This window comes from Flavobacterium sp. AC274 (assembly GCF_979258275.1).
In genome coordinates, this window is sequence record NZ_OZ409852.1 from 1608826 (window position 1) to 1623398 (window position 14573).

Here is a 14573-nt window from a genome sequence, read left to right on the forward strand (position 1 = left end):
AAATATTTATCCCTGACTGATGCTTCCTCCTGAACTTGATTTTTTCTCGATTGTTTTAGGAGCTATGTCATAATTAATATGGCCTCCGCTGCTTGCTTCTGCTTTAAGTGTTACAATTGGATGCACATTTATAGTTCCTCCGCTTGAAACATCTGCGTTTACTTCGTTTGCCAATAATTTTCCGGCATCAACACTTGCACCGCTCGAAGCTCTTGTTTGAACTTTTAAAGCTTTTCCCTGAACGTTAATAGAACTTCCGCTGCTTGATGTAGCCGAAATATTATCAGATTCAATGTTAAGATCCATAGTTGCTGCACTAGATGATTCAAGATCTATATTTTCTCCCTGAAAAACATTTTTGCTTTGTACAGTTGAAGCACTCGAAGCTTCAATTTTTTCAAGAGAAGGTACTTTTACAGTAACTTTTTTCATTGTTATGTTGCGGAAAGAACTGAATTTGCATTTAATTATTAAAGTTCCGTTTTCTACTTTAGTTATAATTTCTTTCTGCAAATTATCATCAGCTTCAACCGTAATTTCGGTTGCGTCAGATTGTTCGATTACAACATCAATGGCATTGCTTACAGATATGTTTTTAAAATCTCCCTCAACAATTCTTTTTTCAGTAGTCACATTTCCGCTGCCTTCAACAGTATTCATGTTAAAATTACAAGAGGCAAATAACAATGCGGTAATTGTGGCAATAATGAATTTCGTAATATGAATGATTATTTTGATCATGGCTTAGTTAATTTTGATTATTACTCCGTTTTTATCAGTGGTTAGTTTTCCTTTAGTTTTTTTCCGTTTAAAACTTCTTTACCGTTAATTTTAACCGAAACTTCATTTATTGTATCATTGTCGTTTTGATTCTCTTCAATGCTAACATCGTCATAATCTTCTTCATTTGGCGGGCAATCAAAACATTTAATTTTCGAACCTTCTACCTTGTAGTTGTAATTTCCACTAAAGTGTAAGTTGAAAAAATCATCTTCAGAATCGTCGTAATCTTGTACAGAAGAATCTGGTTTAAATAACTGTCCTTCTGGCAAGTATAGATAAATGTCAACTTCTTGTCCTCTGAATTTGTTTTTTACATCCGTAAGAAAATAATTATCCAAAATTAAATGATTTCCGTTAATTTCAATCTTATAATTTATTTTTTCTGCTCTTTTTTTAGCATTTGTAAATGAATTTCCTCTTGCACTTTTTTCTATTTGCAGGTATGCATTAGATTCATCAGTACGTAAAACATGCAAACGAACATCTGTAGAATAAATCAATTGATTGTTGGCAGAATCCTGTACAAATTGAAAATCTCTGTGGTGATCTAAGTCTTTAGCATAGTAATCATTATATCTAAACTTTACATAAAGTGTATCGTTTGGACTAATACCGATCTCTTTTTTCTCAATAGTTTTATTATCATAAGAAATTTCAGTGGCTTGTTTAATTCCAATGCTTATTGCAATTGCTACTGCGATAATCCAGATTGCTAACAAGGTATATTTTGTGATGTTTCCAATTGATTTTAAATCTGGAGATAACAATTTGAAACCTAATAGCGTAAGGAAGAAAAACGGAATTCCAACTGCAAAGAACATCAATAAACCAAATGACCAGATAGGGTAATCTGTAAAGTTTCCTGCATCAACAAAGTTTTGCCATGGGAAATCAACAAAAACATTTGTTCCTAAAGTAAAAACCCCAATCAGTAACATGATTAAAACGCTAATTCCTGACATGATTAAAACTACTCCTAAAAATTTAGCGAAAATTTTAAAAATTGTCATGATAAAGTCTCCAAATGAACTACTTATTCTCTCAGCTCCCGACTTTACCTGGTTTCCCATTTTATCATAATCTGCACTTTTAAATTTATCAGATAACGATTCAATTTCTTCACGAACTTTTTTCTCAATGTTTGAAATGGTTACCGGTTCGCCAGTCATTTCTAATTTTTCAGAAGTGGTAACTGCTTCCGGCGTTACGATCCAAAGAACAAAATAAGCTAAGATCCCAGTTCCGAAACCTGCAAAAACAAATATTAAGAATATGATTTTGATCCAAACGGCATCAATTCCAAAATAATGTCCTAAACCTGTTGCAACACCACCAATCATACCTTTTTCTTTATCACGATATAATTTTTTGGTTTTTCTGTTTGCATAGTCATTAAAAGACTGATTTGGTTTTTCGTCATCTTCAATGATGTAATCTTCAGGTTGTCCCATTACTACAATCACTTCCTCAACATCTTTCAATCCCACAACATGTTTGTCGCTTTTTTGTTTTTCTGTTAATAGTTCAGAAACACGCATTTCGATATCTTTAATAATTTCATCCTGACCAGATGAGTTGTTTAATGATCGTTTTATGGCGTCAAAATAGCGCGTTAATTTTAAGTATGCATCTTCATCGATGTGAAAAAACATACCTCCTAAGTTAATATTTACTGTTTTGTTCATGACTTATTGATTTTGATTGGTGATTAGTTTTACGGCGTCAGACAATTCTGTCCAGGTACCGTTAAGTTCGTTTAAAAAAGTTTGTCCTATTTCGGTTAATCCATAATATTTTCGTGGTGGTCCGGAAGTCGATTCTTCCCAGCGATAATTCAGTAAACCGTCGTTTTTGAGTCTGGTTAAAAGAGGATAAACTGTTCCTTCAACCACTAATAATTTTGCGTTTTTTAAAGTGTCTAATATTTCTGATGTGTATGCGTCTTTTTCTTTTAAAACAGATAAGATGCAAAATTCAAGAACACCTTTGCGCATCTGTGCTTTTGTGTTTTCAATGTTCATAATTTCATTTTGTTTTTTTTAGATTGAACAATTCGTTTTTTGATTGATGATTTTGATTGATGATTGATTTCGAAACTATTTCTGATTGATTGTCTGTATGGTTTCGACTATAACTTTTAATTTTTTTTGTCAGGCTGAGCGGAGTCGAAGCCTATTTTATAAAAGGAATCGTTAACGGATACTTGTAATATTCTCCGTTTGAAGTTTTTATTGAAGCATAAATCACTAAAAAGAATTCCACAACTTTTAGTAATCCAAAAAGTACTACAGCTGTTGCACCAATTGTTAGTAAGCCGATATTACCCTGAAAATTGAAATTTCTAATAACAAAATCTTCATCGTTAAAAACAGCTTCCATAGGAAGGTTTTGAAGAAATACAATGATGAAAATCGGAATAGCAATTAAGGCTAAGATCAAAGTGTAAAGCAATAAACTTAACTGAAAATTTAAAGCCTGTTTTCCGTGGTGATTTACAAATTCTGATTTGTCTTTGTAACTCGTCCAGATTAGTATTGGAAAAATATAATTTCCAAAAGGAATGATATACTGACTTAATGTACTTAAATGTGTGAACGTTGCAGTGTTCTTTTCTGATGTTGTTTCCATGATGAGTGGTGTTGTTGTTTCCATGATTAAAAGCATATAGTAATTTCTTATACAAATATATGGCTAAAAGACAGTATCTTGTTTTGCATAGTACCAAATATTAACAAAATATTAACAAATATGATATTTTATTTAACACAAAAAGGTACTGAAAATCAGTGTTAATACCTGATTTTACGGAGGTTTTTGGAAAGTTTTAACCATTTATTGTGCGTGCATAGTTTTTTTGTATTTTTACATAAAAAAATAAATCACATGGCAATTTCAGTTTCTAAACTCAACAAATTTGTATTCTTCAAATTACCGTCCGCGTATATTTGCGGTGTACGTGTTAAAGCTATCGATGATAAAACTTGTATAGTAAGCGTAAAACACCGTTGGATAAATCAAAATCCTTTTAATTCAATGTATTTTGCCGTGCAGGCAATGGCGGCAGAGTTAACGACCGGAGCTCTGGTGATTTCACAAATTCAGCAAAGCGGAAAAAAATCTCAATGTTAGTCGCTAATAATAAAGGTAACTTTACTAAAAAAGCAACTGGAAGAATCACTTTTGTTTGTAACGACGGACATTTAATTGCCGATGCCATTAAAAAAACTATTGAAACAGGTGAGGGGCAAACTTTCTGGATGAAATCTATAGGAACTGATGAAAAAGGAGTTCAGGTTTCTGAAATGGATTTTGAATGGAGTATTAGAGTAAAATAGTCTTTTGCCACAGATTTCACAGATTGAAATGATTTTTTTATTGATTTCAAAATAGAAATCTTTTTAATCCTTTAATCTGTGGCAAAAGGAACCATAAAAAAAGACCTCAATTTGAGGTCTTTTTTGTTGAAATAGAATTTCGATTATTTTTTTGCACAACACGCTTTTTTATCTTTTGTCGATTTTTTGCAACATGATTCTTTTTTTGCTGTTTCTTTTTTAGGAGCCGGTTTTGTTTCTTGTGCCTGCGTGCTAATTGTAAATAAAGCTATTGCTAAAAGGGTAAATACTTTTTTCATTTTTATTCTTTTTTAAATGTTTGTATGATGTATTATAATTTAATTTTCTGAGTAGAATTGAGAAACCCATTGGTCAAATTCAGCTTTATATGTTTTTTGTGCTTCTGCCAAAATTGCTTCTGTTTCTTCAATCGGATCTAGCTTAAAATTTTCTTTGAGCCATACTCTATATTCAGGCAAATTTTCACTTTCTTCATAATCGTCTTCATCTTTATAAAAATAAGCTTCTTCGTGATCTACAGAAATCTCATTATCAAAAGTTAGCAATTGCATAAATTCGAAGATGTTTTTTGCTACGATATGATAACCGCCTTCATCCCCAAAAACAACTATTGGCAATTCGTTTAAAGATTTACTTGAGTCGTTATTCCATAAAACATACATCGAGCCAGATCCGTTTGCCTGTGCAAAAGGCATTAGTTTATCTAAAAAAACAGGATCTTCAGACCAGGTCGAAATTCCGGATTTATCATCTTCATATAATCCAAAACCCTGGGAGTAATTTTCGAATCCGAGTTCATCGTTTATTTCAAAGAATAAAGTTAATTCGTCAGTAATTTGATTGTTGAAATTCTTTTTGAAGTCTTCTAATGTCATAGTTGTTAGTTTTTTTAGCCACAGATTAAAGAATTTAAAAGATTAAGAAAATCTGAGTTAGTCTTTTAATCTTTGGCTAATATAAAAAATTAATAATTCAAATTAACTCCAAAACCAATTCCCATATCACTATCATAATGTGTCGTAATTCCAAAATTTCTGGCGACGATATATTTCAAACCTGCCATATATTCTTTATCTGTATTCCACATTAAGTTCATTCTCAAACGTCTGGAAAGCGGAATGTCTTTTCTTTCAAATTGTAGTCTCACATTCCCATCGGTATAAACCTCTATTTGCGCTTTTACAAGCATTGGTAAAGTATATTCCATACCGGCACTAAAAACAGAGCGATTGTCTTTTGTATTACTTTGTCCGAAAAGATTTTGTTCCTGTTCGTCCATTCCCATTTTTCGATAGCGCCAGTCAAAACCTATAAAAGGCATAAACCATTGCATTTTACCTATATAACGACCAATATGGGTTTCGGTTTCGTAACCGTGTTTGTCGCTGTAACCCAATCGCCATTCTGTTCCAATGCTCCAGCGGGTGTTGCTGTACATGGCTTCACCGTCGTTTCCGTTTGAAGCAAAATCATTTTCTGCCATAAAATGAAACATTCTATCGTCCATTTTTAACATTTTGTACGCCATTTCAGGATGATGAATCAACGGATTTGGCGCTGAATTTTCATAACTAAAAATGCGTCCCATTCCAGCCATCATGTGATATAAAATATGACAGTGAAAAAACCAGTCGCCATCGGCATTTGCCTGAAATTCTATCGTGTCCGTTTCCATCGGCATAATATCAATCACATTTTTTAGCGGAGAATATTCGCCATGTTCGTTCAGAATTCTAAAATCATGACCGTGTAAATGCATTGGGTGACGCATCATCGATCCGTTGTACAGTACAATCCGAACATTTTCACCTTTTTTAATTAATATTTTATCCGTTTCAGAAACTACTTTATTATCGAGGCTCCAAACATAACGATTCATATTTCCTGACAATTCAAAACGCAATTCTTTTACAGGCGCATCTTTTGGAAGTGTTGTTTTTGTTGGAGATTTCAGCATTCCGTAATTTAATGTTACAATTTCAGAAGTTTCAGTAGAATCATTTGCCATTTCCATCCCTTCCATATTATGCATAGAATGATCTTCTTTTTTTGCTGATTCCTCTTCACCGGAAATTTCAGGATACATTACGGCATTCATATCCATTTTGTTGAGCGACATGTTCATGCCCATATCATTCATTTCGCCATTCATCTTCATCATATCGTTCATCATTTTCATGCCGTCAAAATATTTTAATTTGGAAAGATGAGCAACAGGTTGTTTAGTGCCTTCGCCTAAAAATAAGGATGCAGATCCGGTTCTGTCTTCGGCTGTAGCTAAAAAAGCAAAAGACTTTTTATCTTCAGGAATTGTAACCACAACATCATAGGTTTCAGAAACCGCAATAATCAATCGGTCAACTTCTACAGGTTCAACATCGTTTCCGTCGCTGGCCACAACGGTTATTTTTCCGCCGCCATAAGTAAGCCAGAAATAACTTGAGGCGCCACCGTTTGCAATTCGCAATCTTACTTTATCACCCGGTTTAAATTGTGAAAGCTGATCTTCATTTTTTCCATTAATTAAAAACTTCTCATAATAAACATCACTTACGTCCATCGCGTTCATGCGTTTCCATTCGTTAGTAATTTTTGTAGAAAATTGTCCTTTTTGGATCGCTTCAGAATAACTTTGTGTTGTTCCTTTTTTTATCGCAAACCAGTCGTTTGCATTGTGAAGCATTCGTTGAACATTCTCCGGTTTCAAATCTGTCCATTCACTTAAAATAACCGGAATAGTTGGTAAATCGTCAATTCCTTTTCTAAAAGTGGCATCGTCTTTCTTTTTGTTGATGATAAAAAGTCCGTATAAACCAATTTGTTCCTGCAAACCAGAATGGCTGTGATACCAATAGGTTCCGTTCTGGATAATCGGGAAAGTATACTTGTGGGTTGTTCCTGGTTTTATAGGCATTTGTGTTAAATATGGAACACCATCTTCTTTATTTGGAAGAAATAATCCGTGCCAATGCAACGCCGTATCTTCGTTTTTTAAATCGTTATGAACATAAATCTCGGCAATATCACCTTCGGTAAAAGTCAATGTCGGCATCGGAATTTGTCCATTAACCGTAAGGGCGCGCTTTTCTTTTCCGGAGAAATTTACAATTGTATCCCGAACATGTAAATCGTAACGAACTACTTTTTGTGCTTTTGCATTAAAAGCAATCAGAAAGACAATCAAAAAGGTATATAGTCTCATATTGATTTTTTTAAAGATTTAGATTTCGCAATCGCAAAGCATTTACAATAACAGAAACTGAACTCAAACTCATGGCCAAAGCAGCCAACATCGGAGAAAGCAAAATCCCGAATACAGGATATAAAATTCCTGCTGCAATTGGTACACCTAATACATTATATATAAAAGCAAAAAATAGATTCTGTTTGATGTTTTTCATCACGGAATGACTTAGTTTTTTAGCTTTTACGATTCCGTTTAAGTCTCCTTTTACGAGTGTTATTTTAGCACTTTCAATAGCAACATCAGTTCCAGTTCCCATTGCGATTCCAATATTTGCTTGTGCTAAAGCCGGAGCATCGTTGATTCCGTCGCCGGCCATGGCTACAATTTTACCTTCGGCTTGCAAACGCTGAATTTCTTTTAGTTTGTCTTCTGGCAAGCAATCTGCTTTAAACGAACTTAAGTGTAAATTTTCAGCGACAGCTTTTGCCGTATTATTATTGTCGCCTGTCATCATAATAACTTCAACGCCCTGATCTATCAAATCTTTAATGGCTTTTGCACTGTTTTCTTTAATAGCATCTGTAATCGTTACATAGCCAACAACAGCTTTATTTATAGATATATAAGAAACTGTTTTGCCTAAGTTTTGCTCTGCAATAATTCTGTTTTCAATATCTTCAGCAATAGATGCATTAACCTGAATCATTAGTTTTTTGTTTCCTAAAGCGACTTTAGAGTTATTTACAGTTCCAATAACTCCTTTTCCGGTAACGGTTTCAAAATCCGGAACTTCAAGTAAAGTTAGATTTTTCGCTTTTGCAAAATTTACGACGGCCTGCGCCAAAGGATGCTCGCTGTTTTGATTTAGTGAAGCAATGTTTTGCAATAATTCATTTTCATTATTATTAATAGAGTAGATTTTTTCTACAGATGGTTTTCCTTTGGTAATGGTTCCGGTTTTATCAGTAATTAGAACATCAATTTTACTCATGTTTTCAAGCGCTTCAGCATTTTTTATCAGGATACCGAATTGCGCTCCTTTGCCTACACCAACCATAACCGACATTGGAGTTGCTAATCCTAAAGCACAAGGACAGGCAATTATTAAAACGGCAATGGCATTTATTAATCCATATATATAGGAAGGTTCAGGACCGAATTTTGCCCATATAACAAAGGTCAAAACAGAAATAGTGACAACAGTTGGAACAAAATATTTAGCCACTCGATCTGCCAGTTTTTGTATTGGCGCTCTGGAACGGCTTGCGTCATTTACCATTTGAATAATCTGCGAAAGCAAGGTTTCTGAGCCTACTTTTTCGGCAATCATTACAAACGATTTGGTGCCGTTTATAGTTCCTGCAATTACAGGATCTCCCACTTTTTTATCAACCGGAATCGGTTCGCCGGTAATCATGGCTTCATCGATATTGCTTTCTCCGCTAGTAATTTTTCCGTCAACGGGAATTTTTTCTCCGGGTTTTACGCGTAATAAGTCTCCTTTTTTAATATTATGAATTGAAATTACTTTATCATTTCCGTTTTCGACCAAAGTGGCTTCAGTTGGTGCTAATTTCAACAATTCTTTTATAGAGCCGTTGGTTTGCCCATGTGCTTTAGCTTCTAGCAGTTGTCCCAATAAAACTAAAGTGATAATTACCGTTGCAGCTTCAAAATATAGGTGAATAGTTCCGTGGTGCGATTTGAATTCAGTTGGAAAAATATCTGGAAAGAACATTCCGGCAATACTAAATAAGAATGCAACGCTCGTTCCAATTCCAATTAGCGTAAACATGTTTAGATTCCATGTAACAATTGATTTATAAGCACGAACAAAAAACATCCATCCGGCATAAAATAAAACCGGAATTGAAAATAAAAACTGAGCCCAATTCCAGTTTTCTATAGACATTAGTTTATAAAGAGGGTTATTGGGAATCATTTCTGACATTGAAATAATAAAGATGGGAAGCGTAAATAAAATCGCAATCTTCATTTTCTTTAATAAATCAGTATAGGTTTTGTTTTCTTCATTTTCAGAAACCTGCATCGGAACCAAATCCATTCCGCAAATTGGGCAATCGCCAGGTTCGTCAGAAACAATTTCGGGATGCATCGGGCAGGTAAATTGTGTCGCATTTATGGCAACTTGCGGTACTAAATCCATTCCGCAAACGGGACAATCTCCCGGCTTATCATACGTTTTATCGCCTTCGCAATGCATCGGACAATAAAAAACTCCCGTTGTATTGTGATTGTGAGTTGTTTCTTTTTTATGATGATGTGTTTTATGTTCCTCTTTTTTATGACCGGAACAACAAGATTTAACTGCAGGTTCTGATTCATTTTTTGGAGAATTCATCTCAATGGTATACTTTCCGGCTTCCGTTAAAACTTCTTGAAATTTCTCAGTCGGAACATGTTTTTCCATTGTAATAGTCGCCAATGGAGGATTTAAAGTTACTTCAGCCTGAATTCCTTCTACGGCGTTTAAAGTTTTTTCAACTTTCTTGCGACAGCCATCACACGACATTCCTGAAATTATATATTGATGAGTCATTGTTTTATCTTTTAAAGTATTACAATGCAAATTTCTGAAGTAAGGTTTACTTCATGTTGTATAATTTTGAGAATGATTTGTAAGATTTACAAAAGGGTATTTAATCGCAAAAAGCGCAAAGTTTATTTAATATACAAGGTTTTATAAAAATGCATCCCAAAGTCTCGGATGTAAAGCTTTACCTAAAATAACTTTGCGAATCTTTAGAAAATATAGCCAATGGTTTCAACCATTGGAACGCAACGAATTTATCCCGATATACACCCCAATGGTTGAAACCATTGGCTATGTTTGTCATCTTTGCGAACTTTGCGTAAATCTTTGCGCCCTTTGTGTTTAAAAACTCACAAATTCTCGATACAATTCAAATGGTTTGATTTATTTGTATCTTTGTAATAATAAAATTACAAAATTATGACAACTATAACTATAAACGAGCGAACAAAAGCAGGCAAGGCATTGCTTGAAGTTGCAAAGTTGTTAGCTGTTACAAATAAAAGTATAAAAATAGAGGAAGAGGAAAGTCCATATAATCCTGAATTTGTTGCAAAGATTAAGAAAAGTTATGATGATTATAACACTGGAAAATCAAAAAGTATAACACTTGATCCAAATGATATATGGGGAAGTTTAGGGTTGAAATAATTCCAGAAGCAAAGATAAATTAACTATTGTTGATTTCTGCAATGGGACATTGTTAAGATAAATAAAAAAACGTGCTAATGATTTAGCACGTTTTTTTGTAAATATAGCGTAAGGTCTTAACCTTGGCAGCATATCGTAATAAATTCGTTGCGCCCCAATGGTTGAAACCATTGGCTATGTTTACCATCTTGCGTAAAACTTCGAGGTTAAAAACAATTACAAATTCTCGATCTGTATCCGTTTTTTATCCTTCGATTGTTTAAAATGAGTAGGTGTAAAACCTGTGATTTTCTTGAATTGATTGCTTAAATGCGCGACATTACTATAGTTTAAAATATCCGCGATTTCACTTAACGAAAGTTCATTATAAACAAGTAATTCCTTTACTTTCTCAATTTTCTGACTGATAAAGTATTTTTCGATCGTTGTGTTTTCGATTTCTGAAAAAAGATTACTCAATGAGTTATAATCCTGATTGAGGTTTGTAGACAAATAATCGGATAAATTGATTTTGAGATCATTGTTTTTGTGATGAACCAAATCAACAATCAGATTTTTTATTTTCTCGACAGTCTTACTTTTTTTATCATCTATTAAATCAAAACCTAAATATTGGAGATTTTTGAGCAAAACTTCTTTTTGACTGTCTGTAATAGCATCTTTCAGTTCAACTTCGCCCAATTCAACAGAAATAGCCAGAAGTCCGAGTTTTTCAAACTCAGACTCCACGACCATTTTACAGCGAGCGCACACCATATTTTTGATGTAAAGCTTCATATTTATTTGATTGTTTCAACGACGTTTCCACAAGTCAACATCGAAGAACCGTAATACGGATTCTTAACTGCTTTTTCTTTGCTTAACCAATCAGCATCGGCCATTGGGCAATATTGTTTGTAAACAACTTCTGTAGATTTTGAAACTTTAATTAGTTCGTAAGTATTTTTTGAAAGCGATTTAAAAGTCTCACGTTGTTTTTTAAGATCTGTCGTAGCCGAAATACTTTTAGCATCTGCAGTTAGTTTTTTCATAACTTTCATCCACGCAGTATGTTCGTCGCTTTTTAATTTGTCCATTTTTACAGCAGAAATAGCGGTTAATAAAGCTGCGGCTTTCGCCGAAGTTAATTTACTGTCACTTTTTATAAGTGCATCTTTTACTGTAAAATATGCATTATAAACAGTTTGTAACTGACTTGAATCTACATCTTCTGTTGTAGTTTCTATTTTTATTGTAGTTGCCTGAATATTATTTGTATTAAATAATAATGCAATTATAGCGATTATGGTTGAAATTGATTTTTTCATTTTTATGTAATTTTAGTAGAGAATATAAATCTTCTCTAAGTTCAATAAATATTTTTTTGTTGAAAGTATTCCCTCGCTGAGCCGTAGAAACACAAAGTTTAATATTCTTAGTGCCTTAGCGCCTTTGTGGCAAAGCCCCCAATTATGGCTGTCACAAATACAATTATCCTATTTTTGGCGGTTGCCAAATAGAAGTAAAGCCGTCAGAAAGACTACTGTTTTTGTAATAAGGAATCGTCTTTTTAAAAGAAAAATTAAATAGATTACTGTTGAATTCAAATTCATTTATAGCAATCAAACTAAATTGTAATCCAGAAGTAGTGCAACCAGAATGATCACATTTTCCGCTACAGCCGTGTTGGTCTTTTTTTGAATCATGACTTTTTTTGCAGCAATCTTTTTGACAAGAATCAGTAGTTTCTTTTTTAGAAATTGCTTTCTTTTCACAAGAGGTTGTTTCAGAAGTTTTTCCACAAGCATAACCCATGTTTGACATCAAAAAGAAGCCAAGCGTTAGAACAAGAGATAATATGTGGATTTTTTTGCCAATGAAAATACTTTTAGAATTACAAATTTAGCCATTTTTTTTAAGAGCGACTACTTATTTAAGATTTCCAATTTTATGTTTTCTTGAAATCTGTAGGTTTCATATTTTTTCGTTTTTTAAAATAATTCGACAAGTGGCTTTCATCGGTGAAACCAAATTCATACGCAATTTGTTTAATTGGCAATTGATTGTTATGGATTCGTTTTTCGATTAAGGTTGTTCTCAAATTATGAATATAATCGCGATAACTAATACTAAAAGTTCTTTTGAAGTAGGCACTAAAATAAGTTTCAGCGATATTAAAATGACTCGCAATTACTTTTATCTGAACCAGTTTTGGCTGATAAATGTTTTGATGAATGTAGGAAGTGATTTGCTCGTTATCAATAGAATTTCCCTTAACAACAAGATTCAAACCACGCATGGTTTCCTTGATTAGTCCAAAAATCGAAAGAATCTGGTAAAATACAATAGGTGAGGTCGAAACATCGGTTTTGCAATTGTAAGCAGCAATGTTTTCAATCGTATTTTTTAATATTGTTTTGCAGGGATCATCTAATTTAAGAACTGTTTCTTTTAGTGTTTTGTCACGCATGAAACTTTCCGGAGTATGAATTAAGAATTCATCGCAAGTAAGATTCTGTTTAGAATTGAAATAATTATCTGTAAACTTAATATAAAAGAAACGAGTGCTTTTTTTGATATCAAAATAATGCTCATCTTCTGGCGAAATTACAAACAAATCTCCAGATTTGTATGGTAATAAGTTGTTGTTTAGATGATGAACCCCGCTTCCTTTTTTTATATAAATAATTTCATAATAAGTATGCGTATGTGGCGGAAGGTGAAATTTCTCATCTTCAAATTCATCAATAACCAGGGTTTTAAATTGATTTAGGATTGGCATAACTTAAATTTACAAGTTTATATCGCAAATGTACAACTTATTTTAATCTGTATAGTGGTAAATTTGCTCCATAGAAAATTTATTCCTTTCTTGTAAAAACAAATGAAAAAAAGTCTTATTGCACTCTCATTGGGAGGCTTAACTATTGGGATAACCGAATTTGTGATGATGGGTTTATTGCCGGACATCGCCTTAGATATGAAAGTTTCGATTCCTGTTGCAGGATATTTAATTTCGTCTTATGCTTTAGGTGTTGTTATTGGTGCACCATTATTGGTAATCCTTGGACGAAATTTTGCTCCAAAAAAATGCTTTTAATTTTAGCTTTAATGCTAACAGTATTTAATGCGCTTTCTATTATTGCGCCAACTTATAATTTTCTGTTTGCTTCCCGATTTCTTTCCGGATTGCCACATGGCGCTTTTTTTGGAGTAGGAGCGGTAGTTGCAAGCCGTTTGGCAGATAAAGGCAAAGAAGCTCAGGCAATTGCGATTATGTTTTCTGGTTTAACATTGGCTAACTTAATTGGTGTTCCTATTGGTACTTATATAGGGCATCATTTTATTTGGCGTTATACTTTTGTACTAATTGCTGTTGTAGGTTTGCTTACCTTTTTGTTTATTTATTTGTGGATGCCAAACTTAGAGAAAAGTAATACTGTGAATATGAAAACACAATTAAAGTTTTTCCAGCAAATAGATGCGTGGTTGATTATCGGAATCACGGCGATTGGTTTTGGAGGATTGTTTGCCTGGATTAGCTATATCGCACCTTTACTAACCAATGTTTCTAAGTTTTCACCAGAAGATGTTTCTTATATTTTAATTTTGGCCGGGTTCGGAATGGTGGTAGGAAACTTTGCGGGCGGTAAGCTGGCCGATAAATTTTCTCCGGCACCAACAACATTGGCTTTATTGTTTGTAATGTCTGTTGATTTGATTTTAGTTTATTTTTTCTCTTTTAATCAATATGCTTCTTTGTTTCTAACATTTTTAACGGGAGCTATTTCTTTTTCAGTTATTGCGCCAATTCAAATGTTGATGATTAGAACGGCCAAAGATGCCGAAATGATTGCTTCGGCTTCACTGCAGGGAAGTTTTAATATAGGAAATGCATTAGGAGCTTTTCTTGGCGGATTGCCTCTTGTGGCTGGATATAGTTACGCATCTCCAAATCTTATAGGTGTCGGAATGTCTATTATTGGTATGATTATTACCGTTATTTTAATACAACGTCGAAAAACTTCGGTACAGCTGCAAAGCGCTTAAATAAAATATTTAT

Annotated in this window: 13 protein-coding genes and 2 pseudogenes; 3 read left to right on the forward strand and 12 right to left on the reverse strand. The window is 33.6% G+C overall.

Annotated elements, in window-relative coordinates; translation table 11 throughout:
* Positions 1–6: 6 nt before the first annotated feature.
* The 4 genes from ACZZZT_RS07445 to ACZZZT_RS07460 all read right to left on the reverse strand — a co-directional run bounded on the left by ACZZZT_RS07445 (position 7) and on the right by ACZZZT_RS07460 (position 3435).
* Complete coding sequence (locus tag ACZZZT_RS07445; protein ID WP_463459928.1) at positions 7–741, reverse strand: head GIN domain-containing protein; 735 nt, start codon at positions 739–741, stop codon at positions 7–9.
* Between the two features lie 41 nt (positions 742–782).
* On the reverse strand, positions 783–2468 hold the full coding sequence (locus ACZZZT_RS07450) for a PspC domain-containing protein (RefSeq protein ID WP_463459929.1): 1686 nt from the start codon (positions 2466–2468) through the stop codon (positions 783–785).
* 3 nt (positions 2469–2471) lie between these two features.
* A complete protein-coding gene (locus ACZZZT_RS07455) occupies positions 2472–2804 on the reverse strand; it encodes a PadR family transcriptional regulator (protein WP_007804050.1) in 333 nt (110 codons plus the stop codon).
* A gap of 151 nt (positions 2805–2955) precedes the next feature.
* Positions 2956–3435, reverse strand: coding sequence for a DUF4870 domain-containing protein (locus ACZZZT_RS07460; protein WP_242607249.1), 480 nt, complete (start codon positions 3433–3435; stop codon positions 2956–2958).
* Between the two features lie 231 nt (positions 3436–3666).
* Here ACZZZT_RS07460 and ACZZZT_RS07465 point away from each other — a divergent pair.
* A pseudogene (locus ACZZZT_RS07465) lies at positions 3667–4118 on the forward strand (DUF4442 domain-containing protein).
* 143 nt (positions 4119–4261) lie between these two features.
* Here ACZZZT_RS07465 and ACZZZT_RS07470 read toward each other — a convergent pair.
* From ACZZZT_RS07470 to ACZZZT_RS07485, 4 genes are all read right to left on the reverse strand, one after another.
* Complete coding sequence (locus ACZZZT_RS07470) at positions 4262–4417, reverse strand: hypothetical protein (RefSeq protein ID WP_463459930.1); 156 nt, start codon at positions 4415–4417, stop codon at positions 4262–4264.
* Positions 4418–4456: 39 nt separating this feature from the next.
* Positions 4457–5014 (reverse strand): hypothetical protein, encoded by a 558-nt coding sequence (locus ACZZZT_RS07475; protein ID WP_463459931.1) that lies wholly within the window; start codon positions 5012–5014, stop codon positions 4457–4459.
* Positions 5015–5103: 89 nt separating this feature from the next.
* Positions 5104–7341, reverse strand: coding sequence for a multicopper oxidase domain-containing protein (locus ACZZZT_RS07480; protein WP_463459932.1), 2238 nt, complete (start codon positions 7339–7341; stop codon positions 5104–5106).
* Between the two features lie 10 nt (positions 7342–7351).
* Positions 7352–9886 carry a heavy metal translocating P-type ATPase gene (locus ACZZZT_RS07485; RefSeq protein WP_463459933.1) on the reverse strand — a complete coding sequence of 845 codons (2535 nt, stop codon included), beginning with the start codon at positions 9884–9886 and terminating at the stop codon, positions 7352–7354.
* Positions 9887–10300: 414 nt separating this feature from the next.
* Between ACZZZT_RS07485 and ACZZZT_RS07490 the strand changes: the two genes are divergently transcribed.
* The gene (locus ACZZZT_RS07490) at positions 10301–10531 is read left to right on the forward strand and encodes a DUF2683 family protein (protein WP_463459934.1); all 231 of its coding nucleotides are present in this window, start codon (positions 10301–10303) and stop codon (positions 10529–10531) included.
* Positions 10532–10747: 216 nt separating this feature from the next.
* Here ACZZZT_RS07490 and ACZZZT_RS07495 read toward each other — a convergent pair whose 3' ends face one another.
* From ACZZZT_RS07495 to ACZZZT_RS07510, 4 genes are all read right to left on the reverse strand, one after another.
* The gene (locus ACZZZT_RS07495) at positions 10748–11308 is read right to left on the reverse strand and encodes a helix-turn-helix domain-containing protein (protein WP_463459935.1); all 561 of its coding nucleotides are present in this window, start codon (positions 11306–11308) and stop codon (positions 10748–10750) included.
* A gap of 2 nt (positions 11309–11310) precedes the next feature.
* On the reverse strand, positions 11311–11838 hold the full coding sequence (locus ACZZZT_RS07500) for a DUF3347 domain-containing protein (protein WP_073396433.1): 528 nt from the start codon (positions 11836–11838) through the stop codon (positions 11311–11313).
* A 163-nt stretch (positions 11839–12001) separates the two neighbouring features.
* Positions 12002–12325 carry a hypothetical protein gene (locus ACZZZT_RS07505; RefSeq protein WP_463459936.1) on the reverse strand — a complete coding sequence of 108 codons (324 nt, stop codon included), beginning with the start codon at positions 12323–12325 and terminating at the stop codon, positions 12002–12004.
* Positions 12326–12458: 133 nt separating this feature from the next.
* A complete protein-coding gene (locus tag ACZZZT_RS07510; RefSeq protein ID WP_042567258.1) occupies positions 12459–13292 on the reverse strand; it encodes an AraC family transcriptional regulator in 834 nt (277 codons plus the stop codon).
* A 102-nt stretch (positions 13293–13394) separates the two neighbouring features.
* Here ACZZZT_RS07510 and ACZZZT_RS07515 point away from each other — a divergent pair.
* Positions 13395–14560: pseudogene (locus tag ACZZZT_RS07515) on the forward strand (MFS transporter).
* Positions 14561–14573: the final 13 nt, after the last annotated feature.